This window comes from beta proteobacterium MWH-UniP1 (assembly GCA_036362785.1).
GTDB lineage: Bacteria > Pseudomonadota > Gammaproteobacteria > Burkholderiales > Burkholderiaceae_A > Lacustribacter.
On sequence record CP143625.1, the window covers coordinates 772,420 to 794,917 of the forward strand.

Below are 22,498 nucleotides of genomic sequence, written 5' to 3' on the forward strand. Positions count from 1 at the left end.
GTTAGGCCGATGGTTATCTCTGAAATCTGTATCAAGCGGCCGGTCTTTGCCACCGTGCTGTCTTTGATTTTGGTGCTCATTGGTGCGGTGTCGTACACCCGACTATCGGTGCGGGAGTACCCGCGTATTGACACGCCGGTGGTCACGGTCACCACCAGCTACACGGGTGCATCGGCCGAAGTGATCGAAACGCAGGTCACCAAGCCTTTGGAAGATTCCATTGCTGGTATTGATGCAGTCGATGTGATTACGTCGATCTCTCGGGCAGAGCAGTCACAAATCACAGTCACCTTTCGCTTAGAAAAAGATCCAGACTCGGCTGCAGCCGATGTGCGCGACCGTGTCTCGCGGGTGCGAGCCAAACTGCCACGCACGGTCGACGAACCCGTCATTGCCAAAGTCGAGGCAGATGCCAACCCAATTATCTGGCTTGCCTTTTCGAGTGCTACCCGTTCTGCGCTGGATGTGAGTGACATTGCCAATCGCATCGTGAAGCCAAGGCTTCAGGTCTTGCCGGGTGCGGCAGATGTGCGCATCAATGGCGAGCGCAAATATGCTATGCGGGTCTGGATTGATCGTGACCGCTTAGCGGGCTATGGGCTGACACCTGCCGATGTCGAGGCGGCGATTGGGCAGCAAAACATTGAACTGCCCGCAGGCCGTGTCGAGAGTCAGCGGCGAGAATTCACCGTCACGGCCAGAACTGACTTAAACAGCCCAAAGGAATTTGCCGACATTATTGTGAAGCAGGCGTCGGGCTTTCCGGTGCGGATACGGGATATTGGCCGTGTTGAAGTGGATGCAGCAAGTGTCCGCAGCAGCGTACGGTTTAATGGTGAAAGCGCTGTGGCCATTGGTGTGATCCGGCAGGCCACGGCCAATCCCTTAACACTGGCGCAGGCCGTCAGGGCCCTGGTGCCAATGCTGAATGAAGAATTGCGCGCCGAGGGCGTGCAGGTCAATATCAGTTACGACTCCACCGTTTTTATCGACCGATCCATTTCAGCAGTGTTTACCACCATCATGGAAGCGATCTTGTTGGTGGCAGTGGTGATTTTCTTTTTCCTGCGTTCGCTGCGTGCGGCCATCATCCCGCTGGTGACCATTCCTGTTTCTCTGATTGGCGCATTTACCATCATGTTGGTGGCAGGCTTTTCAATCAACACGCTCACGCTCTTGGCGCTTGTTTTGGCTATTGGCCTTGTGGTCGATGATGCCATTGTGGTTTTGGAAAATATTTATCGTCATATTGAAGACGGCATGAAGCCCATACAGGCTGCCTTCCAGGGTGCCAAAGAGATTGGCTTTGCGGTGGTGGCCATGACCTTAACGCTTGCTGCTGTCTATGCGCCGGTGGCCTTTACCACTGGCCGAATTGGCCGGCTCTTTATCGAATTCGCATTAACACTGGCCGGTGCGGTGATCGTGTCGGGATTTGTCGCGCTGACCTTGTCGCCGATGATGTGCTCGAAGTTATTGCGGCACGAGGAAAAGCATGGCCGTTTTTATAATTGGATTGAAAACTTTTTAAACGGCATGACCGAGGGTTACCGAAACGCATTGGATTGGGCGCTCAATCGACTAAAAATGGTGACCCTGGTTTTTGTGTTGGTGGCCAGCGCCAGTGGTGTGCTGTTTTCCATCATGAAGCAAGAACTCTCGCCAATAGAAGACCGCGGCGTGATTTTCACGGCCTTAAGTGGCCCCGATGGTGCTTCCCTGGATTACACCGAGGCGTATGCCAAACGCATCGAAGACATTGGCCGTTCGGTGCCCGAAATAGACCGAATTTTTGTGGTCTCAGGCAATCCAACCGTTGATCAGGCGGTGGCCTTTCTTCGCACCAAAGACTGGAACGAACGTGATCGCAAGACGTTGGACATCATCAAAGAGATTCAGCCGAAGATGGCAGCAATTCCTGGTGTATTGGCCTTTCCCAACGCCCCGCCATCACTTGGACAGTCGGCTCGCGAGCGGCCAGTGGGCTTTGTGGTGACGTCATCCGACTCGTATGAGTCGATGGCGAGAACTGTGGGCTTGATTGTGGCCGATGCCACCCGTAACCCCGGCTTTGTGGGCGTAGACACCGATCTTCGACTCAATAAGCCAGAGTTGAATATCACAGTGAATCGTGATCGTGCTGCCGATATGGGGGTGTCAATCGATGCCATTGGCCGAGCTGTCGAGACCATGATGGGTGGCCGGCAGGTGACGCGGTTTAAGCGACAGGGCGACCAATACGATGTGATTGTTCAGTTGGAAGCGACAGAGCGCAACACGCCTGATGACATCAATAAGATTTTTGTTCGCAACCGGGCCAATCAGATGGTGCCGCTTGCTGCCCTGGTGGATGTCAAGGAAACCATTGCCCCCCGTCAGTTGAATCACTTCGGCCAGCGCCGTTCGGTCACCATTTCGGCAAACCTGGCGCCCGGTTACACCCAGGGCGAGGCCCTGAAGTTTTTAGAGGCCTCGGCGGCCAAGCATTTAACTGCCGGCTATGCCACCGACTTGTCGGGTTCGATGCGCGAGTTCGTGCGGGCGTCGGGAAGTCTTGGGGTAACCTTTGTCTTGGCCTTGCTGTTTATCTATCTGGTCTTGGCGGCCCAGTTCGAATCGTTTAAAGACCCCTTGCTGATCATGTTGACCGTGCCTTTGTCGATGACTGGCGCACTTCTGGCCTTGCAAGCCACTGGCGGGACATTAAATGTCTACAGTCAGATTGGCCTGATTACCCTTGTGGGTCTCATTACCAAGCACGGCATTTTGATTGTTGAGTTCACCAATCAGTTGATGGCCCAGGGCAAGGCCCTGCGTGATGCCGTGGTGGAGGCTTCGGTGCTGCGGCTGCGCCCGATTCTGATGACCACGGGTGCCATGGTGCTGGGTGCTGTGCCGCTCGCCTTGGCCCGGGGGGCGGGTGCCGAGAGTCGTGCCCAGATCGGATGGGTGATTGTTGGCGGCATGACCTTGGGCACACTGCTAACTTTATTTGTATTGCCGGCGGTGATTCTGATTGCCGACCGTTTTAGAGCAAGGAGATTGCATGCGCCTGATCATGCTTGACACGGAGACCACCGGTCTGCGCGTGGAAGAGGGCCACCGGTTGATCGAGATTGGCTGCATTGAGTGTGTGGATCGGCGGGTGACCGAGCAACACTTCCACGTGTATATCAATCCTGAGCGTGAGATCGACGAAGGCGCCACACAGGTCCATGGCATGACGTGGGACCAGCTCAAAGACAAACCACGGTTTGCCGATATCGTCGACGACTTTTTGTCGTTTGTGCAGGGTGCACAGATTGTGATTCACAACGCCGAGTTTGATCGTGGTTTTCTCGATGAAGAACTCAAACGCATTGGCCGGCCACCCTTTGCAGAGCATGTGGATCGTATTGTCGATTCCCTGAGCCACGCACGTGATCTGCACCCGGGCCAGAGAAATTCTCTGGATGCTTTATGCCAGCGGTATGACATCAGCAATGAGCATCGGGTCCTGCACGGGGCCTTGCTCGACGCCAGGCTTTTGGCCGATGTGTATATGGCGATGACACGGGGCCAGGAGTCGTTAATCATGCTCAACGAAGACGATGCGCTTTCTGCTGACCAGGCGCCGCCCATCGATGTGAGCCGATTGATTGTTCGGCGTGCGACAGACCATGAACGGCAGGCCCATCAGGCTATTCTTGCTGACATTGACCGTGTCAGTTCTGGCAAGACCATCTGGCCGCGAGAGACATAAGGTGCAGTCCACATGAATCATTCTCTGCGTCTTTATCGGTCAGGCCTTCGTTACGACATTGCCCGTTCGTTGGTGCGTCGTGTGGTGGCCTGTCAGCAGGTGGTGTCAGTTGGTGATCGCGGTGCTTACTATGGCCTTTTCGAGGGTCTGCCTGGTCTGCTGGCTGAACCCATGGTCTGTGGCCTGGGGCCAGCTGGCATGCCGGGGCTGCCGATTGGGCCTCTAGAGCCGCCGTCTGTTGCCGTGATTGTGGGGGACTCTTCTGATTTGCCATTTGCGCTTGCGGCAGATCGGGTGGATATCTTGCCGGATGACGCGCCCGCCGATGTGTTGATCACCCCAGAGCAAGTGCACCAAGTCTTGCATCAATCCTCTTGATAACGGAATCGCGTGATGTCTTCGTCCCGACTGCTTCTTTTGCTTTCTGTCGTGTGTGCCGTCATCTCGATCACCCCGCTGGGTGATGAGTGGCAGGTATTGGTCCGGCTGGCACCCGACTGGACAGCACACCCGAATGGCTACCCCTTTGAAGCGCCGCATGAGTGGCTTGCTATGGCCATGGTGGATGCCTGGCAGGCGGCTGTGCAGGCTGCCGCCCACCGTGCCTGGCTGACAGATGCCCAGGCAGCGGCGCTCATCGCAGACGGTCTGCCCTTAAACGGTGTGCTGCAGACGGTGGCGGGCGTGAGTTTTGTCTTGGCGGCTTTTTTGTGGGCCATCGCATCGGTGCGCAGTCCGAAATCGGTACCGCTGGAAGTCGATGCGAAAGCTGCCGCGCCAGTTGGTGTTGAAGAACCTGTTATTGCTGCGGCTCAGCCCGAGCCCGTGATGGCAGCGCCTGTGGCCGTACATGTGTTGGCCCAGGCGGCGGCTGAGCCAGCGGTGGCACCCTCTGCAGTAGCACCAGTAAACACGCTTGAGAAGCGGCTTTCGGATTTGGAGTTGCAGGTTGGCAACTTGTTGCTCAACCCAAATGCGCAGCCAGTAGCGGAAGAGCTTGCAGACCTGAGTCGTGATTTGCGCGAAGTGTCTCGTGCATTGAAGTCTTCCGACTCCCATCAATAGGAAAGGCAAGATCGCGATGTCCTCGGATATGGAGCGTGCACTCGACGAGATTTTGTCTGGCGTGAATGCACTGATGCAGCAGGCACCCAAGCCGGGGGTGGCAGCGCCACCAACTTTTGCGCCTGTTCAACAAAAAACCGACCTAGCCCCCCCAATGTCGGTGTCGCTGCAGGCCGAACAGTTTGGGGCACTGTTGGCTTTGCTGGCCACACTCGAATCCAACGAAGAAGGCAGCCCTGTGGCGTCGGTGGCCTCTCGGCTGATCGGCCAGTTGCTGCTGACCCGATGTGTTCGCATGGACGAGATTTCCACAGATTTTGGTGAAATTACTGTCTCGCCCGTAATTTTTCCCGCATTTCAAACTCTGTCAGATCTCGGTGCAATATGGGCCGCTACCGATGCGGACAGCCTGTTGTGGCGGATGGATCAGGTCAATGTTGCGAAAGCGCAAATTTCTTTAAGAAAATTTTCATCGGTGATTTGTCCAGAGCAAATCAACGGCGTCTTGCATTGGCGGCTACCCAGGCTTCCTGAGCGAAGCCCGTTAAATTGGATCAAAGCGCCAGGCCATGGCGCTTCATCACAGCTTATTCGCGCTGAGCAGGTTGCAGTGATTGACCAAGACAGGCGCGGCAAAAAACTCTCCACCATTGTCTGGTCCGGCCAGCACGGCTTTGTCCCAGACTGGTGGTGTGGTTTGGCTTTTTATCAGGGCCAGTGGCGGCCCGTGTTGCACTGGGCGGCAGCGCTTTTGCCAAATTCGTAATTGCTTTTCAAAGCTAACGGCCATACTCTGAAGGTGTAGTAATTCTTTTGGAGTTGGCGTGACCCCCTTATCGACCATTGTTTACCACAGCAAGGCCTCTGTTGATTTCACAGAGTTAGATCTCTTGTACTTGCTGGCGGGCTCTCGCGCACGCAATCGTGATGAGGGCGTGACCGGTATCTTGGTCTATGACCGTGGTGCATTTTTCCAGTGGATCGAGGGGCCGAATCTCCCGCTGCAGCGTGTTTGGAATTCGATTCGTAAAGACCCACGGCATCACGATATTCAGGTCTTGGCCGACACATCCATTCCTATTCGTTTGTTCCAAGATTGGCACATGCAGTTTGCCCACCGCGACTGCAAGGCCGCCGATCATATCGAGGGGTTGATTCAGACATCGGATCAGGTCATGGATCGACTGCACGAATCGCCCAATGAAGCGCCAATGATTCTTGCTGAGTTCAGCGAGATCGGTGGCGGGCCGTTTTCACGACTCTTCGCTCCGAAAAACAAATAGCCAGGGCTTGGCGCTTGGGCAACCCATTGCAGCAGCGCTAGGCTTGGGTTGCGCTTACAGCCGTTTGATCAGAACTTGAGATTTTCTGGCCCAGTCATAGGCCTCTTTGCGCATGGTGGGCAACTGATCCACATTGCCCAAGGTAAAACCGCGTTTTAAAAACCAGTGGGCGGTTCTGGTGGTGAGCACAAAGAGTGTTTTGATACCGGCATGCCGCGCCTGTTGTTCCACACTTTTTAATAGCCGCTCACCGTCACCTGCGCCCTGGGTTTCAGGCCGCACCATCAGGCAGGCCAGCTCGGCCATGTCCGACTTTGGAAACGAATACAAGGCAGCGCAGCCGAAAATCACGCCGTCGTGTTCGATGACCGTAAACCGATCAATATCCCGTTCAATCTTGGCGCGGCCTCGTGTCACAAAGGTTCCGTCGGCCTCGAGTGGTTCAATCAGCGAGACAATCGCTGCCACATCGTCAATGGTGGCCGGCCGCAAAGCCTCGAGTGTTTCTTCCACGACCATTGCGCCAATGCCGTCATGGGTAAAGAGTTCAAGCAGTAGTGCGCCGTCACGTTCAAACGGAATGATGTGGGCCCGTTCAACTCCACCTTTGCAGGCACGCAGCGCATGTTGCAGTGTGAATGTGGCATCGGCATGAAGGCTGCCCCGTGCGATCAGCGCCTCGGCATCGTCTTCCGAGATTTCGGCAATGCGTTCGCCATCTCTGCTGGGAACACCAGTCTCTTCGGCCATGAAAATTAATTTGTCGGCATCTAGGCTAGCCGCAACGCTTGCGGCCACATCTTCCATGGCCAGATTGAAGACCTCTCCGGTTGGCGAAAAACCAAGCGGGGAAAGTAGCACCAATGCACCGCTATTGAGGGCATGCCGGATGGCCTCGGTTTCAATCTTGCGAACAATGCCGGTGTGTTCAAAATCAACACCATTGACAATACCAACGGGCCGGGCGGTGACAAAGTTGCCGCTGATCAACCGAATGCGAGCATTGCCCATCGGCGTGTTAGGCAGGCCTGCTGAAAACGCAGCCTCGATATCCAGACGCAATTCCCCCGAGGCCTCTTTGGCGCATTCCAGAGATGGCTTGTCGGTGATCCGCATGCCATCGACATAGCGGCTTTCCAGCTGGCGCAAGGTGAGCTGTTCGGCGACCTGTGGCCGGCTGCCGTGGACCAAGACGATGCGCATGCCCATGGCGGCAAGAAGTGCCACATCGTGGGCCAGGCTCTCTAATCGGTCGGCCTTCACCAATTCGCCGGGAAAGCCAATGACAAAGGTCTTGTTCCGAAAGGCATGGATATAGGGTGCGACGGATCGCAGCCAAGACACGAAGTCGACGGATTCCACGGAGACCCCCGACGATTCACTCGGGGCGGAAGCTGCGGGCACACGGCCAAGGGCTTTAGGGTTCATCGGCTGATTATAATTTTCTTGATGCAGATTGCGTTCCCTGAATCACTTCCTGTCAGCGCCCGTCGCGATGACATTGCGCTGGCCATACGGAATCACCAGGTGGTGATCGTTTGTGGGGAGACCGGCTCTGGCAAGACGACACAGCTGCCCAAGATTGCGCTTACCCTGGGCCGGGGGGCGGGCGGCAAGACCATCGCCCACACACAGCCCAGGCGGCTTGCAGCCGTCACCGTGGCCAAACGCATCGCCCAGGAGCTGGGCACCGAGTGTGGTGACAGTGACCAGGCCATGGTGGGCTATCAGATTCGATTCAATGACAAATCCCGGCCGGGCATGCCGATCAAACTCATGACGGATGGCATTTTGCTGAGCCAGACCCAGGCCGATCCCATGTTGTCTGCTTACGACACTGTGATCGTTGACGAGGCCCATGAGCGCAGTCTGAACATTGATTTTCTGCTGGGTTATCTCAAAAACCTATTGCCCAAACGGCCAGATTTACGTGTGGTGATCACTTCCGCAACAATTGATGCGGAACGTTTCGCCCGGCACTTTGGCAGCCCAGATCGGCCGGCGCCTGTGATTGAAGTCTCGGGCCGACTCTATCCCGTAGAGGTCCGCTGGCGCCCGCCCTTGTCTACCGACCAGGACTTGGTCGAGACCGTGGTGGCGGGCATTGAAGAATGTGAGCGAGATTGGAGTGGTCAGGGGCCTGGCGATATTCTGGTGTTTTTGCCGGGTGAGCGCGAGATCAAGGCTGTGGCCGATGAGCTCCGTGCGCGTCCCGCCCAGAGTCTATTGGCGCGTTCCGGCAAGCAGGCCCAAGAGGTGCTGCCGTTGTATGCACGGCTATCTCAGGCCGATCAGGACCGGGTCTTTCGCCGGTCGGGCCGCAGGCGCATTGTGTTGGCCACCAATGTGGCCGAGACATCACTTACCGTGCCCGATATTCGCTATGTGGTGGACAGTGGTCTGGCCCGTGTCAAACGCTATCGCTACAAAGGCAAGGTCGAGCAGTTGCAGATCGAAGCCATTCCCCAGGCTCAGGCCAATCAGCGCATGGGCCGATGTGGCCGTGTCGCCGATGGGGTCTGCATTCGCTTGTACGAGGAATCAGATTTTCTAACCCGCCCGCCATTTGCCGATCCAGAAATTCACCGCAGTTCGTTGGCGGCCGTGATGCTGCGAATGAAGGCATTGGGCTTGCCGGACATTCGCGCTTTTCCGTTTATTGATCCGCCTTCGGGTAAGGCCGTTGCTGATGGCCTGGTGGTCTTGCGCGAGCTGCATGCCATTGATGCGGCTGGCCATTTAACCGACATTGGCAAAACACTGGCCCGCTTTCCCATTGATCCAAAGATCGGTCGGATGTTGGTGGCCGCACGTCAGCACGGCTGCCTGACAGAAATCTTGGTCATTGCCGCGTTTTTGTCGGTGCAAGATCCACGTGATCGGCCCGAGGCCCAGGCGGGATCTGCCGATCGGGCCCACAGTAAATATGCCGACCCCAAGAGCGAGTTTTTATCAATTCTCAAACTCTGGGCGTATGTCAAAAATCTGTTCGATGCCAAAGAATCCAACCGAAAATTTGATCAGGCCTTGCGTGCAGAATTTTTATCGCCCTTGCGGGTGCGTGAGTGGCGTGAGGTCCATCAGCAATTAACGGAGTGGGTACACGAGTTTCGGTGGAAGGCCAATGGGCAGCCTGCCAACGACACGATGATTCACCTATCTATTTTGTCGGGACTGCTTTCGAATATCGGCTGCAAGTCCGCCGATGAGCCGATTTGGTTGGGCTGTCATGACGTGAAGTTTTTAATCTGGCCGGGTTCATTGCTTGCCAAGAAGGCGCCTCGCTGGCTGATGGCCGCCGAGCAGGTGGAGACTTCCCGATTGTTTGCAAGAACCATTGCCGCAATCGAGCCAGAGTGGGTTGAGCAGGCCGCAAGCCACATTCTGAAAAAAAGCCATGCCGAGCCCCATTGGGAAAAAAAGTCTGGCCGCGTGATTGGTTATGAACGGGCCACACTCTATGGATTAACGGTCTATCAGCGCCGAAAAGTCTCATGGGCGCAGTTGGGGGTCAATCAGCGCCAAGAAGCGCGAGAGATTTTTATTCGCGAGGCCTTGGTCGAAGGCGATTGGGAATGCCCCCACCGATTCTTTGCGGTGAATAAAAAACGCATTCGCGAAGTGGAGCTTTTAGAACACAAGGCAAGACGGCCCGACATCTTGGTGGACGAGACCCTGCTCTTTGCTTTTTACGATCAAAATATTCCCGAGCATGTGTTTGATGCGCAGAGCTTTGGTGACTGGTATACCGAAGCGGTACGACAGCAACCCGAACTCTTGTGCCTTCAAAAAGAAGACCTGATGCGTCACGAGGCTGCCGGCATCACCACAGATCAATTTCCAAAGCAGATGACCCTGCCAGTGGCTGGCCAGCCCCAGACATTTGCGCTGGAGTACCACTTTGATCCGGGGGATGCCCGAGACGGCGTCACGATACTCGTGCCTTTGGATCGACTTGCCGATCTGGATCCGATTGCTTTGGATTGGCTGGTGCCGGGCATGCGCAAAGAAAAAGTCTTGGCCCTTTTAAAAAGTCTTCCGCAAAAGATCCGCCGGCATTGTGTGCCACTCCCCGATTACGCGGCGGGTTTTTGTGATCGCTGGCGTGACAAGGCCGGCAGCATTGCGCTGATCCCGGCATTGATTGAGGACATCTCGCTTGAGACCGGTATTGCAGCCAAGCGTGATGACTTTAAGCTTGATGGCATTAGCCCCCATTGCCGCTTCAACATTCGTGTGGTGGATCCCCATGGCAGGCGTTTGGCCGAAGGCCGGGACTTAGAACCCTTGCGCGAGTCCTTGGGGGTGGTGTCGGCGCATGAGCAGGCCGCCGCGGGCCAGCCTGGCCGTGAGCAGTGGTTAGAGCAATTTGCGGCTGGCACCAAAGAGGCCCTAAAGGCGCTAGAAAAAGAGTTGCACGCTCGGCGTGAAATCGGCCTGCAATTCACGCCGTTTGGGGGCCATGAGCAGCTGATGGCCCAGGTCAAAGCCGTCACCCTGACCCGAGTCTTTCTTGTCAATGGATTGCCAACAGATCAGGCTGAATTCGATGATCGCTTGGCCAAGGGCCGATCGCGGGTGCTGCTTCTTGGCCAAGAGGTGCTTCGACAGGCCGCGGCCATCTTGGCGGAATACACCGTGGTCCAGAAAAAGCTTCCCACCATCCGAAGCTTTTCTTCAAGCCATGCGGATATTGAGCAGCAGCTTGGCCGGCTCATGCCAAAGGATTTTCTGGTGGCGATACCGGCTGAGCGGCTGGGACATCTGCCACGTTATCTCAAGGCGATTGCCGTGCGGATCGATAAATGCCGGGCCGATCCGGCCCGGGATCAGCGCTGGCAGCAAGAATACGCCGGCGTGGCGGCGCCCTTTTGGCGCTGGGCGGCCCAGTCCAAGGGGGGGTGGTCCGATCGCATGCAGGAATTTCGCTGGATGCTGGAAGAGCTGCGGGTGGCACTTTTTGCCCAGGAACTGAAAACACCCATGCCCATGTCCGTCAAACGGCTGCAAAAATCATGGGCTAGTCTGCAGGATTAGGCCTATAAATACAAAGATAATGCCCACCATGAGTACACCCAATTTATCGCGCCGCCATTGGTTGGCGGCCTCTGCATCGGTCTCGGCGATCAGCGCGTTAGCGCCGGCATCTGCGGTCTACGCACAGACCACCACTGCCAAACCGGCGCCCCCCAAAGCTGGGGTCCGTTACCCCATCATCGTGTTGAACTCAAAAGATGCAGATATCTCGCTGATTGATGCCACGAGCCACCAAGTCATTGGCCAGGTACCAACAGGCAAAGAGCCGCACCATTTGTACCCAACGCCAGACAACCGACATGTCTTGGTGGCCAATGCGGTGTCAGACACCTTGACGGTGATTGATCCACTTACGGGCAAGGTGGAAGATTCGATTCCGAATATTGTGGACCCATATCACTTGGGTTTTTCGCCGGACCAGTCACTCTTTGTGACCTGCGCCAACCGACTTGATCACGTGGATGTCTATCGTCGAGTGGGCGGTGCAGACAAATTGGCGCTCAAGAATGTTGCGCGTTTTAATCTTGCGAAAACGCCAAGCCATTTGATTTTTTCTGAAGACAGCAAGGTGGTGTATTGCACCCTGCAAGATTCCCACGAACTCGTTGCCATTGACCTGGTAAAACTTGCTGTCATGTGGCGTTTTAAAACCGGGCGACTGCCGGCAGGAGTGGCCATTTCCCCAGACTCCAAAACATTGTTTGTGGGTTGCATGGGTGAAAACTATGTGCAGGTGATTGATCCCCGCCCTGGCCACAAAGACGGCCCGCGCAGCATCGCCAACCTGGTCACCGGTGAGGGCGCCCACGCCTTTCGCAATCAGGGCAACAAACGCCATCTCTGGGTGTCGAATCGGGTCGCCAACACGATTTCGAAAATTGATATGAGCACACTGAAGATCGAGTCTTCAATTCCGGTTCCGGGCGGACCAGACTGCATGGACATTCATGCGTCGGGCAAGCAGCTCTGGGTGACCCAGCGTTGGACACGCTCGGTATCCATTGTCGATCTTGATCAGTCAAAGGTGGTCAAGCGTATTCTGGTGGGCCGCTCCCCTCATGGTGTCTACCTTCATGATCGGGCTGGGTTGGTATAGCGCCATGGCGATTGCGCGCCAGACTGGCGTAAGTGTGGCTTTAGCCTTGGCGGTGGTGTCGGCATTGTTGCCCAGCAGCGCTTTGGCCAAAACAAATTCGGCAGAGTGCGCCAAGCCGCTTTATCTCACGCTCGATACTGGCGGCATGCAGAGCGCTGAGTTAATTGCTGGCATCTTAAAAAAGCACGATGTCAAGGCCACTTTTTTTCTGGCCAATGAGAAGACTTTTCGTGGGGATTTTGTACTGGATGACTCTTGGGCAGCCTATTGGCGATCCAGAGTGCAAGAGGGGCATGCCTTTGGCAGTCACACCTGGCGCCATGGCCGCATTCTGAAATCAGAAGATGGCCGTATTCGTTATCGGCCGCAGTTTGGTGAGTCGGCGGGCCGCACACTGGCTTTATCGACAGCCGAGTTCTGTGCCGAACTCTCTCGTGTCGGTGATCAGTTCAAAGCCATGACCAACCGATCACTCGATCCGATCTGGCGTGCGCCTGGCGGACACACCACCGCTGCATCAGTATCGGCGGCAAGCGCTTGCGGTTATGCCCATGTGCATTGGAGCCCGGCCGGGTTTCTGGGCGATGAGCTCTCAAGTGAGACCCACCCCAATGCCTTGTTGCTAAAAAAGGCGCTGGCATCGATTCGCCCCGGCGATGTGTTGGTGGCCCACCTGGGGATTTGGTCGCGCAAAGAGGCATACGCCCCAACACTAGACCCGCTGATTGCTGGTTTGAAAGAAAAAGGATTTTGTTTCAAAACGATCACGGCAGCCGGGCCTAATGAGAAGATTCCCCGATGATTGATTTTTTAATTGGTTTATTTGCGCAGACGCACACAGCCCTGTTCGAGGCTGCCGTGATTCCAATGCTGTCGATGCTTGGCCTAGAGGCCTATATTGAAAACGCCTTTGATTTCACTGAATGGTTTTTGATCGGTGTGTTAGAGGTGACATTTTTGGCGCTGGTCTTGCTGCCGTTGGAGCGCCTGTTTCCCGCGGAGCGCCGCGGCCCGGGCAACCCCGGCGATCAGGCGAGAATCGATGTGGCCTACACCCTGCTGCATCGGCTCGGGGCCTTTGCTGTTTTTGTGTTCGCGGTGATGCAGCCGCTGGTCCTGAGTCTGAAAGATAGTCTGCGAAGCTGGGGCGTTCCAAGCCTGGAGTTAGACGCGGTGTTGGGCATTGCCTATTCACCGTTGCTGGCAGCTTTTGTCTATTTGCTCATTCTGGATTTTGTCGATTACTGGATGCATCGCGGCCAGCATCGTTGGAACTGGTGGTGGGCGCTTCATGCGGTCCATCATTCACAGCGGCGCATGACCCTGTGGACGGACAATCGCAACCATCTGGTTGACGATCTCATGCGCGATGCGGCCTTGGCGTTTATTGCGATTTTGATTGGTGTGGCACCGGGCCAGTTTCTTGGTTTCGTGGTCTTAACCCGGGTCTGGCAGAGCCTGCAGCATGCCAATATTGGTATTGCATTTCCAAACTGGCTTGCGCACACACTGGTCTCGCCTGGTTTTCATCGTTTGCACCATGGCATTGGTGTTGGCCACGAGGGGCCAGCGCGGGGTGTGAATTTTGCCGTGATCTTTCCCATCTGGGATTGGCTCTTTGGCACCGCCGATTGGTCTGCAGACCGGCGGTTGGCCAAAGGCGACACGCTAGAGGCCACTGGCATTCGTGATCAAGAGCAGGGCGTGAATTACGGCCGTGGCTTTTGGGAACAGCAGTGGGTGGGGCTTCAGAATCTGGGCCGCGCAGTGGTGAATGGGTTTCGTGGAAAGTCGATGTCATGAGCGGTGGTGAAAAGCGCAGCCGAAACTTTGGACTCTTTATTTTTGGCGATGAAATTCTGTCGGGCAAACGGCAAGATCGGCATTTCGCGCAGGTGAAATCAATTCTTGGCGCGCGCGGGCTCGCGCTGTCTTGGGTGAGTTACCTGGGCGATGATCGTGAGCGCTGTGTGCAGGCCATGCAGCAGTCTTTTGCATCTGGGGATGTGGTCTTTAGTTGTGGCGGCATTGGGTCCACGCCAGATGACCATACCCGTCAGGCCGCGGCCCAGGCACTTGGTGTGCCCTTGGCATTGCATCCGCAGGCCGAGGCCCTGATACGCGAGCGCGCTGCCGATACCGGCCAACCCGCCACACCAGAGCGGCTGCAGATGGGCGAGTTTCCGGTTGGGGCCAATATCATTCCCAATCCGTACAACAAGATTCCTGGCTTTTCGATTCAGGAGCATTATTTTGTGCCTGGCTTCCCGGTGATGGCCTGGCCCATGATCGAATGGGTGCTTGAGACCCATTATCGGGATTGCTTTCGGTCAGCGGCAGAGTTCGATCATTCCATGGTCGTTCACCATCTCTACGAGGCCGCCGTGACACCGCTGATGCGATCCCTTGCAGAGAAATATCCGCAACTCAAAATCTACAGCCTGCCTTCTGCAGGGGAAGACGGTAAACCCAAGCATGTCGAGCTTGGGTTGAAGGCATACGCGGATGCGGCCGCTGAACAAGAGGAGGGCGGCGAAATTCAGCCGCCAGAGAGTTTGCTGCAGGCCTACGAAGAATTTCGTCAGGGTGTTTTGGCGCTCCAAGGGGTGATTGTCGAGGAGCGCCAGGCCAGTCGCTGAGGCGACTGGCGCTGGACTGCAGGCGGGGTTTAGCCTTTTTTCTGAGTGGCGTCGGCGGCGGCCTTCATATTGCGCTCAGCCATCTCCACGACTTGGCGTGCGGCCTTATTCGCTGTTTCGTAGGCAGAGTTGGCTGCCGTGAGCGATGATTTCATCATGGCAATCACTGCCTCGGAGCCCGCTGGCGCGGTCTTTGCAAACTCATCTAAGGCATCGATAAGTTTTTTGTTTGCATCGGCAATCTGCGCATCGACCAAGCGCTGAACTTCGCTGCTGGTCTGTGTGGCGATGTCGTAAATGGTGCGGGAATAGGCCAGGGCCTGCTCAGTATTGGGCGTGGCCATGTCTTTGTTCAGATTGACCATGTCCTGGGCATCTTTCACACTCATCAAGGCCTTGAACTTTTCTGCGGTCTCTTGCAGTGATGTTCGGGCGGCATTGAGCTGCAGATCCACCATTTTCTCCACGCCCTCAAATGCCTTATGCGAGAGCTTCATCATGGCGTCTAGGTTTTCTTTTTGAGCAGCGCTCAGGCTTTCGGGTGTTGGGTAGAGTCCCACGGTACATCCTCCTTTTGGCTTTTATTTTTTAAACTGCAATTTTGTGCAACATACGCGCTTCCCAAGAAAAAGAGAAGCCGCCTGTCCCATGCAAGTATTTTATAGCGATCGATTCGTATTACCGCTACCTTCGGCCCATCGTTTTCCCATGGAGAAGTATCGGCTCTTGCGTGAGCGTGTTTCACAAGAGCTTCGTGGTGTCGACCTGCGGGAGCCCGAAGCCGCGTCCGACTCGGTCTTGGCACTGGTGCACACGCCCGACTATATCCGCAGGCTTTCTCAGGGTGATCTGTCCCACAAAGAAATGCAGAAAATTGGGTTTCCCTGGTCACCAGAGATGGTCGAGCGATCCAGGCGCTCGACCGGCGCCACGATCATGGCCTGCCGTGCCGCGCTTACCGATGGGGCCTCGGTCAATCTTGCAGGGGGGACTCATCACGCCTATGCGGATCGCGGCGAGGGGTTTTGTTGTTTCAATGACGCTGTTGTGTCGGCCAGGCTGATGCAGTCAGAGGGCCGCGCGAAACGGGTGGCCATTGTTGATCTCGACGTTCACCAGGGCAATGGCTCTGCCGCAATCACTCGCAACGACGACTCCATCTTTACCCTGTCGATCCACGGCGCAGAAAACTATCCCTTCATCAAAGAGCAATCGGATTTGGATATTGAACTGCCCGATCGCACGGGGGATGAGGACTATCTGCGGGTCTTGGATGCGGCCTTGGCCGATCTTCGTTCAAGGTTCACTGCAGATCTTGTTATCTATCTTGCCGGTGCTGATCCTTATTTCGATGATCGACTTGGTCGCCTGGGCTTAAGTAAGGCTGGCTTACTGGCCCGGGATGAGCGGGTGTTTTCCTTTGCCCGGCTGGCCGGTTTACCGGTGGCGGTTGCCATGGCGGGGGGCTACGCGCGCAATATTGCGGATACCGTCGATATTCACTTTGGGACCGTAAATTGTGCGCTGCAATACAAAAACTCATAAGACTGAGAATGCATATCGGTGTTTAACCTATTGAAATTATTGATTTTTCACTTGGCGAAATAAAAATCCTTTGTTAGCATGGCCGCTTCGATAGCAAGGGAGAGCCGGTGTTATGGCGACAACAGCGATAAAACACATAATCGCGGCAGTGGTTTCAGGTGTATTTTTTTCGGGTAGCGCTGCCTTTGCGCAGTCCAGCACCAACGCTCCCACGGCCAATGCCACCAAGAAGCCCAGCGCCAACGCGGGCGGTGCCAAACCCGCCAAAGCCTCGAACCAATCGAAGACCCAGGCGCCCAAAAAACGCACTGTCTCTGTAAAAAATCAAGACGCCAATTCGGCTGAGAAACGGAAATCATTTGCCCGTTCCGAGCCAGGCTACAACTCTATGGGCACGCGGCTGGGGCTGCGTTCCGAACTCACTGAAATTTCTCTCAATTCCAGCGCCGTGTTGGTGGTGGATCAGGCAAGCGGCCGGGTTTTGTTGGACAAAAATGCCGACGTGGCCCTGCCGATTGCGTCGATTACAAAGGTCATGACCGCCTTGGTGGTCACAGAGGCGGATCTGCCTTTGAAAGAGATCATCACCATTTCAAAAGAAGATACCCAGCTAGAGAAGTATTCCAGCTCGCGGCTTCGCGTTGGGTCTCAGTTCACACGCGCAGAGCTCTTGCATCTGGCCCTGATGTCTTCTGAAAATCGCGCCGCCCATGCCTTGGGTCGCACCTATCCCGGTGGGCTAGAGGCCTTTGTGAAGGCGATGAATGACAAGGCCAAAGAACTCGGCATGACCAATTCTAGTTTTGCTGAGCCAACGGGCCTGAGCAGCAAAAACATGTCAACGCCGCGGGACTTAAGTCGCCTGGTCAACGCAGCCTATGAAGTGCCCCTGATTCGCGAGTACTCCACCACAACCAATGCCATTGTTCGGGTGGGTGGTCAGCAGCAGCAGTTTCGTAATACCAATGCCCTAACGCGCAGCGACAATTGGGAAATTGGTTTGTCGAAAACTGGTTTTATTCGTGATGCCGGTAAGTGCCTGGTGATGCAGGCCACCATCGATCAGCAAGACGTGATCATCGTGATGTTAGATGCGCAGGGCAGCGCGAGCCGTCTGTCCGATGCTGAGCGTATCCGTCGTTGGCTATCTGCCGACAAAGATCGTCAGGTGACGGCGTCGGCAGCCCGCTCATAACCGAGCGCTGTCGAGATCGATTTGGCCGTGTCCATTAGGGCCTGAATCCAGCCGTCGTTGGCGCGATCGGCTGGTGCTGAAAGCGACAGGCCGGCGACCAATTCGCCGCTGTCATCGTAAATACCTGCCGCGATACATCGCACACCAATCTCAAGCTCTTCGTTGTCTCGTGCAAAGCGGCGCCGGCGGACCTCTTCGAGTTCTTGTTCCAGTTTCGCTAAATCAGTAATGCTGTTTGGCGTGTGGCCGGCTAGGCCTGTTCGCATGCTGTAAGAGCGTACGGCTCGAATATCATCATTGGCCAGAAAAAGCTTGCCTGTAGACGTCAGATGCAGCGGGGCACGGCCACCAATTGCGCGCACCACCTGCATGCCTGAACGCTCACTCACAGTGCGTTCCACGTAAACAATTTCGTCACCTTGGCGGACTGACAGATTAATCGTCTCGCCAGTTAACCGGTGCAGTTCGCGCATGGGGCCTGCAGCAGCATCGCGAACGTTAAGCCTTGCCTTGACCAGGTTACCAAGTTCTAAAAGCCGCATGCCCAACTGATAGCTGCCCGGCTCCGTGCGATCCACCATTCGGGCAAGGACCAGATCGTTTAGGATCCGATGTGCGGTCGAGGGGTGCAGTCCGCTAGACTGGGAGAGTTCTTTCAGCGACACTGGTTCAGATTTTTTTGCCAAGGCATCCAATAGCGTCATCATGCGTTCAATGACTTGGATTGCAAGGCTGGGGGGCTTGACGGGGGGCGCGATCAAACGACGCGACGACATGTCTGGTGTCGTTGCGGTGCTGTTTTTTGACGCTCCAGAGGACGGATCTCTCATGCTGCCCATATCAAGTGGCAAAATGTCATTTTATTGCATGAAATGGCCGGCGAAGTAGCCCCGATTAACGGAATACGACAACAATGAGCCAATCCCACCCCAGAATTGCACTTTTCGTGACCTGCCTTGTGGACTTGATGCGTCCGGAGATTGGGTTTTCGGCCCTAAAGCTTTTGGAGCATGCTGGCTGCGAGGTGGTCGTCCCCGAAGACCAGACCTGCTGTGGGCAGCCGGCCTACAACGCTGGGGATCGCCGCACCGCCCATCAGCTGGCGGTACGGGTCTTGGCCCAGCTCGAGGGTTACGACTATGTGGTGATTCCGTCGGGCTCTTGCGCCGGCATGATCAAAGTCCATTATTTTGATTTGTTTGCCAATGACCCGCAGATGAAGCGCCGCATGGCAGACCTGGCCCCCAAGGTCTATGAACTCACAGATTTCTTGGTCCGTGTCATGAAAGTGACCGATGTGCCTGGCCGATCCGAGGGCACGGTCACCTATCACGACAGCTGCAGTGGCCTGCGTGAACTGGGGGTGTCAGCCCAACCGCGTGAATTGTTGGCCAAGATTCCGGGCCTGCAGCTCAAAGAGATGAAAGACTGCCGGGCCTGCTGCGGATTTGGCGGCACCTTTGCCATGAAGTATGGCAATGTCTCGGCGGCAATCGTCGACGAAAAAGTCCACAACATTCAAGATACCGGTGCACAGGCGGTTGTGTTGGGGGATTTGGGTTGTATGCTCAATATCGAAGGCCGTCTGCGTCGTTTGGGGGATGAGCGCACGCAGGTCTTGCATGTGGCCCAGGTGCTGGCCGGCGATGTATCCCCCAGCAGTAAATAAACGCCACTAGCAAAAATCGGAGACAGAGGCAGCCATGCGCGTTCAGTCGATGCACTTTCAAGCCCGGGTAGGTGAAAAACTTGCCGACACACGCCTTCAGCGCAACCTAAAAAAGCTCGCTGAAAAGTTCGTGACAGCGCGGGCCAATGTCATGACCGAGATCGATTTCGCAGCGACTCGGCAGGCCGCGATCGAGCGCCGTAATCGTGTGTTGGATCGCTTAGATGTTTGGATCGAGATGTTTGAGCGCAATGCCCAGGCTCGTGGCGCTACTGTTTTGTTTGCCGAGACACCGGCCCAGGCCTCGGAGTTGGTGGTCAAAATTGCCAAGCAGCATCAGGTCAAGATGGTCACCAAATCAAAGTCAATGGTGTCTGAGGAAATGGCGCTCAATGCTGCGCTGGCCAAAGAGGGCATTGAATCGGTGGAGACCGATCTTGGCGAATACATTTTGCAAATCAATGATAACGAGGCCCCCAGCCACATCATTGCGCCGGTCATTCACAAAGACAAAGAAGAAATCTCTGATCTTTTTTCCAAAGTCCACAATAAGCCCAGACTCACCGATATTCCTGAGCTCACTCGTGAGGCCCGAGAGACCCTGCGTCCGAAATTCTTGAAATCCGATATGGGAGTGACAGGGGGCAACTTCTTGATTGCCGAGACGGGCTCGGTTGGCATTGTCACCAACGAGGGCAACGAGGGCATGTGCACCGTGTTGCCGCGTGTTCATGTGGTGGTCACGGGCATTGAAAAAATTCTGCCCACCTTTGAAGACTTTGCCACGGTGGCGCGCTTACTCACGCGTAGCGCCACCGGCCAGTCCATCTCCAATTACATCTCGCTTCTCACCGGCGTGAGAGCGCCGGGCGAGCCCGATGGCCCTGACCACATGTATTTCGTGTTGGTTGATGGCGGCCGATCCAGTCTGTTGGGCAGCGAGTTTCAAGAGATGCTGCGCTGTATTCGCTGCGGGGCCTGCATGAACCACTGTCCGGTCTATCAAAAGATAGGCGGCCATGCCTATGGCTGGGTCTATCCCGGCCCGATGGGCTCGGTGCTCACGCCAAGTTATGTGGGTTTGGAAAATGCGCTCGATCTGCCGCAGGCGGCCACCATGTGTGGCGAGTGTCACGTGGTCTGCCCGGTGGGCATTCCTTTGCCAGACCTGTTGCGTAAATTACGAGAGCGCCAGTTCGATCGGCACCTGCGACCAAAAGCAGAGCGTATGGCCATGGCCATTTGGGGTTTTGTGGCGGTTAGGCCCAACCTGTATGCCTTTTTGACAGGTCTTGCCAACCGGATCTTGCGTGGCCTGGGCCGCAAAAAAGGCCGAATCGTCAGCCTGTCGATGGCCAAAGGCTGGACGGATTTTCGTGACCTGCCAACGCCGGCCACCAAGACCTTTCGGGCCCTTTATGCAGAACGGGTAGCCAGTACCGCTTCTTCCACCAAGGCCGGCCCGCGATAAATTAAACCGGTGTAAATCTGCACCAGGTCGGCGCCCGCCTGCAGTTTGGCAACGGCATCAGCACCGGACATCACGCCACCCACGCCAATGATCGGCACAGATGGGCCAAGCGTTGCACGCAGGCTGCGAATCACCGCGTTGGATTTTTCCAAAAGGGGCGCGCCGGAGAGTCCGCCCGCTTGATTCGCGTTTGGATGTTGGGCCACCGCATCACGGGAGAGCGTTGTGTTGGTGGCAATCACGCCATCCATGCCATGACGTTTAATCGCCTCGCCAATGTGGGCAATCTGCTCGTTATCTAAATCAGGTGCAATTTTTAAAAACATGGGCACATGCCGGCCATGATGCTGGGCCAGGTGACGCTGCCTTTCGGTCAGCCGGCCCAGCAGTCGGTCTAAGGCCTGGTCTTGCTGGAGATCGCGAAGATTTTTAGTGTTCGGTGAGGAGATGTTGATTGTGACGTAGTCCGCCCAGGGGTAGACGCCGTCTAAGCACCATAAATAATCCTGATCGGCCTGTTCAATTGGTGTGTCTGCATTCTTGCCAATGTTTAATCCCAGAACGCCGCGTTTTTCTTTGACCCACTTGGAGTGCTGAACATTTTCAATAAAGTTTGCTAGACCGAGATTATTAAAACCAAGCCGATTGATCACGGCCTGGTGCTCGGGCAATCGAAACATGCGCGGCTTTGGGTTGCCGGGCTGTGGCCGCGGGGTAACCGTGCCCACTTCGATAAAACCAAATCCAAATGCACCCAAGGCATCCAGATGTGCCGCGTTTTTATCCAGGCCTGCAGCCAATCCAATTGGGTTTGGAAACGTTAATCCCGCCAAGCGCACGGTTCGGCCGGGGATGGGTGCTGATTTGGGAAGCAGGCCAAGCGCGCGGCTTGATTCCAGGGCGCGAAAGGTGAATTCGTGGGCGGTTTCGGCATCCATGGCAAAAAGCATTGGACGCAGCAAGGCGTAGCTGGAAAAAAAATTCATAAACTGGGGTGGTGATGAATGACGATTAAGACGGCCGAACCCAAATACCATTTGAGAGTACTTCGTTTGGGCGGAAGTTGGTTTTGTAAGACATTTTTTGGCTTTCTTTAATCCAGTAGCCAAGATACAAGTAAGACATGGATTGGCGTTGGCATTGATCGATTTGCCACAAGATTCCGTAGGTTCCCAGGCTGCGTGCTGCGTCGTGGGGATCGTAAAACGTGTAGACCGAGGACATGCCGTCGGTGAGCAGGTCAATGATTGAAATCATTTTCAACTGACCACTGGCCGTGCGGAATTCGACAAGCCGTGATTCCACACGGCTTTGCAAAAGAAATTGCGCGTATTGCTCGCGGCTATCGTGATCCATGCCACCACCTGCGTGGCGGGCGGATTGATAAGCCTGGTAGAGCCCGTAGTGTTCGTCTTCAAAACGAAGCGGAACAATCTCTGCACGCAGGTCTGAGTTTTTGCGCCAGATCTTGCGTTGGGTGCGGTTTGGCTCAAATTCGTTGACGGGAATGCGCAGCGGTACACAGGCCTTGCAGCCATCGCAATAGGGCCGATACGCAAAGACGCCGCTTCGACGAAAGCCAATCTGTACCAAGTCGCTGTAGACCTGTGCTGTGATCAAATGATTGGGCGTGGCCACCTGCGAGCGAGCCTTGTGCTCGTTGAGGTAACTACAGGGGTAAGGCGCGGTCACGTAAAACTGAAGCGCCACAACGGGAAGGTCTTTGAGGTGTGCCATTGGATTAGAGCCCCTCTAG

Annotated in this window: 20 protein-coding genes; 15 read left to right on the top strand and 5 right to left on the bottom strand. The window is 55.6% G+C overall.

The window, feature by feature from the left end; genetic code table 11:
* Positions 1–9 precede the first annotated feature (9 nt).
* Genes AOB54_03745 through AOB54_03770 form a run of 6 tightly spaced genes read left to right on the top strand, consistent with a single transcriptional unit; the run spans position 10 to position 6,090 of the window.
* Positions 10–3,066: an efflux RND transporter permease subunit gene (locus AOB54_03745; GenBank protein ID WVN42500.1), complete on the top strand. Its 3,057-nt coding sequence runs from the start codon at positions 10–12 to the stop codon at positions 3,064–3,066.
* Positions 3,047–3,742, top strand: a complete 696-nt coding sequence (dnaQ, locus tag AOB54_03750; GenBank protein WVN42501.1) for a DNA polymerase III subunit epsilon — start codon at positions 3,047–3,049, stop codon at positions 3,740–3,742. The genes AOB54_03745 and dnaQ overlap by 20 nt, the downstream gene beginning before the upstream one ends.
* A gap of 12 nt (positions 3,743–3,754) precedes the next feature.
* Positions 3,755–4,120 carry a hypothetical protein gene (locus AOB54_03755; protein ID WVN42502.1) on the top strand — a complete coding sequence of 122 codons (366 nt, stop codon included), beginning with the start codon at positions 3,755–3,757 and terminating at the stop codon, positions 4,118–4,120.
* Positions 4,121–4,135: 15 nt separating this feature from the next.
* Positions 4,136–4,807, top strand: coding sequence for a hypothetical protein (locus tag AOB54_03760; protein ID WVN42503.1), 672 nt, complete (start codon positions 4,136–4,138; stop codon positions 4,805–4,807).
* Positions 4,808–4,823: 16 nt separating this feature from the next.
* Complete coding sequence (locus tag AOB54_03765; protein WVN42504.1) at positions 4,824–5,573, top strand: hypothetical protein; 750 nt, start codon at positions 4,824–4,826, stop codon at positions 5,571–5,573.
* 58 nt (positions 5,574–5,631) lie between these two features.
* A complete protein-coding gene (locus tag AOB54_03770; GenBank protein ID WVN42505.1) occupies positions 5,632–6,090 on the top strand; it encodes a BLUF domain-containing protein in 459 nt (152 codons plus the stop codon).
* Between the two features lie 54 nt (positions 6,091–6,144).
* On the opposite strand, the gene argA is transcribed toward AOB54_03770, so the two are convergent.
* Complete coding sequence (gene argA, locus AOB54_03775) at positions 6,145–7,518, bottom strand: amino-acid N-acetyltransferase (GenBank protein WVN42506.1); 1,374 nt, start codon at positions 7,516–7,518, stop codon at positions 6,145–6,147.
* Between the two features lie 21 nt (positions 7,519–7,539).
* Here argA and hrpA point away from each other — a divergent pair, with 21 nt between their 5' ends.
* The 5 genes from hrpA to AOB54_03800 are packed head-to-tail and all read left to right on the top strand — an operon-like array spanning position 7,540 to position 14,862.
* A complete protein-coding gene (hrpA, locus tag AOB54_03780) occupies positions 7,540–11,127 on the top strand; it encodes an ATP-dependent RNA helicase HrpA (GenBank protein WVN42507.1) in 3,588 nt (1,195 codons plus the stop codon).
* A gap of 28 nt (positions 11,128–11,155) precedes the next feature.
* A complete protein-coding gene (locus AOB54_03785; protein ID WVN42508.1) occupies positions 11,156–12,223 on the top strand; it encodes a YncE family protein in 1,068 nt (355 codons plus the stop codon).
* Positions 12,186–13,025: a polysaccharide deacetylase family protein gene (locus tag AOB54_03790; protein ID WVN42509.1), complete on the top strand. Its 840-nt coding sequence runs from the start codon at positions 12,186–12,188 to the stop codon at positions 13,023–13,025. Before AOB54_03785 ends, AOB54_03790 begins: the two co-directional genes overlap by 38 nt.
* A complete protein-coding gene (locus AOB54_03795) occupies positions 13,022–14,026 on the top strand; it encodes a sterol desaturase family protein (protein ID WVN42510.1) in 1,005 nt (334 codons plus the stop codon). Before AOB54_03790 ends, AOB54_03795 begins: the two co-directional genes overlap by 4 nt.
* Complete coding sequence (locus AOB54_03800; GenBank protein ID WVN42511.1) at positions 14,023–14,862, top strand: molybdopterin-binding protein; 840 nt, start codon at positions 14,023–14,025, stop codon at positions 14,860–14,862. Before AOB54_03795 ends, AOB54_03800 begins: the two co-directional genes overlap by 4 nt.
* Before the next feature lie 29 nt (positions 14,863–14,891).
* Here the strand turns inward: AOB54_03800 and AOB54_03805 are convergent, their stop codons facing one another.
* Complete coding sequence (locus AOB54_03805; GenBank protein WVN42512.1) at positions 14,892–15,422, bottom strand: phasin family protein; 531 nt, start codon at positions 15,420–15,422, stop codon at positions 14,892–14,894.
* 88 nt (positions 15,423–15,510) lie between these two features.
* On the opposite strand from AOB54_03805, the gene AOB54_03810 reads away from it, so the two are divergent.
* Positions 15,511–16,407, top strand: coding sequence for a histone deacetylase (locus AOB54_03810; protein ID WVN42513.1), 897 nt, complete (start codon positions 15,511–15,513; stop codon positions 16,405–16,407).
* A gap of 112 nt (positions 16,408–16,519) precedes the next feature.
* Positions 16,520–17,602, top strand: a complete 1,083-nt coding sequence (gene pbpG / locus AOB54_03815; GenBank protein WVN42514.1) for a D-alanyl-D-alanine endopeptidase — start codon at positions 16,520–16,522, stop codon at positions 17,600–17,602.
* On the opposite strand, the gene AOB54_03820 is transcribed toward pbpG, so the two are convergent.
* Complete coding sequence (locus AOB54_03820) at positions 17,572–18,378, bottom strand: IclR family transcriptional regulator (GenBank protein ID WVN42515.1); 807 nt, start codon at positions 18,376–18,378, stop codon at positions 17,572–17,574. The two genes, pbpG and AOB54_03820, sit on opposite strands and share 31 nt — an antisense overlap.
* Positions 18,379–18,515: 137 nt before the next feature.
* Here AOB54_03820 and AOB54_03825 point away from each other — a divergent pair, with 137 nt between their 5' ends.
* Positions 18,516–19,271, top strand: a complete 756-nt coding sequence (locus AOB54_03825) for a (Fe-S)-binding protein (protein ID WVN42516.1) — start codon at positions 18,516–18,518, stop codon at positions 19,269–19,271.
* A gap of 34 nt (positions 19,272–19,305) precedes the next feature.
* On the top strand, positions 19,306–20,742 hold the full coding sequence (locus AOB54_03830) for a LutB/LldF family L-lactate oxidation iron-sulfur protein (GenBank protein WVN42517.1): 1,437 nt from the start codon (positions 19,306–19,308) through the stop codon (positions 20,740–20,742).
* Here AOB54_03830 and AOB54_03835 read toward each other — a convergent pair.
* The gene (locus tag AOB54_03835) at positions 20,688–21,728 is read right to left on the bottom strand and encodes a quinone-dependent dihydroorotate dehydrogenase (GenBank protein WVN42518.1); all 1,041 of its coding nucleotides are present in this window, start codon (positions 21,726–21,728) and stop codon (positions 20,688–20,690) included. The genes AOB54_03830 and AOB54_03835 overlap by 55 nt on opposite strands.
* Positions 21,729–21,753: 25 nt before the next feature.
* Positions 21,754–22,479, bottom strand: a complete 726-nt coding sequence (locus tag AOB54_03840) for an arginyltransferase (protein WVN42519.1) — start codon at positions 22,477–22,479, stop codon at positions 21,754–21,756.
* Positions 22,480–22,498: the final 19 nt, after the last annotated feature.

Coding starts and splice junctions, on each gene's coding strand:
- AOB54_03810 (WVN42513.1), top strand. CDS start 15,511: ATGCAAGTATTTTATAGCGATCGATTCGTATTACCGCTACCTTCGGCC.
- AOB54_03795 (WVN42510.1), top strand. CDS start 13,022: ATGATTGATTTTTTAATTGGTTTATTTGCGCAGACGCACACAGCCCTG.
- AOB54_03790 (WVN42509.1), top strand. CDS start 12,186: ATGGTGTCTACCTTCATGATCGGGCTGGGTTGGTATAGCGCCATGGCG.
- AOB54_03825 (WVN42516.1), top strand. CDS start 18,516: ATGAGCCAATCCCACCCCAGAATTGCACTTTTCGTGACCTGCCTTGTG.
- dnaQ (WVN42501.1), top strand. CDS start 3,047: ATGCGCCTGATCATGCTTGACACGGAGACCACCGGTCTGCGCGTGGAA.
- AOB54_03830 (WVN42517.1), top strand. CDS start 19,306: ATGCGCGTTCAGTCGATGCACTTTCAAGCCCGGGTAGGTGAAAAACTT.
- AOB54_03835 (WVN42518.1), bottom strand. CDS start 21,728: ATGAATTTTTTTTCCAGCTACGCCTTGCTGCGTCCAATGCTTTTTGCC.
- pbpG (WVN42514.1), top strand. CDS start 16,520: ATGGCGACAACAGCGATAAAACACATAATCGCGGCAGTGGTTTCAGGT.
- argA (WVN42506.1), bottom strand. CDS start 7,518: ATGAACCCTAAAGCCCTTGGCCGTGTGCCCGCAGCTTCCGCCCCGAGT.
- AOB54_03840 (WVN42519.1), bottom strand. CDS start 22,479: ATGGCACACCTCAAAGACCTTCCCGTTGTGGCGCTTCAGTTTTACGTG.
- AOB54_03760 (WVN42503.1), top strand. CDS start 4,136: ATGTCTTCGTCCCGACTGCTTCTTTTGCTTTCTGTCGTGTGTGCCGTC.
- AOB54_03745 (WVN42500.1), top strand. CDS start 10: ATGGTTATCTCTGAAATCTGTATCAAGCGGCCGGTCTTTGCCACCGTG.
- AOB54_03800 (WVN42511.1), top strand. CDS start 14,023: ATGAGCGGTGGTGAAAAGCGCAGCCGAAACTTTGGACTCTTTATTTTT.
- AOB54_03820 (WVN42515.1), bottom strand. CDS start 18,378: ATGTCGTCGCGTCGTTTGATCGCGCCCCCCGTCAAGCCCCCCAGCCTT.
- AOB54_03785 (WVN42508.1), top strand. CDS start 11,156: ATGAGTACACCCAATTTATCGCGCCGCCATTGGTTGGCGGCCTCTGCA.
- hrpA (WVN42507.1), top strand. CDS start 7,540: ATGCAGATTGCGTTCCCTGAATCACTTCCTGTCAGCGCCCGTCGCGAT.
- AOB54_03755 (WVN42502.1), top strand. CDS start 3,755: ATGAATCATTCTCTGCGTCTTTATCGGTCAGGCCTTCGTTACGACATT.
- AOB54_03765 (WVN42504.1), top strand. CDS start 4,824: ATGTCCTCGGATATGGAGCGTGCACTCGACGAGATTTTGTCTGGCGTG.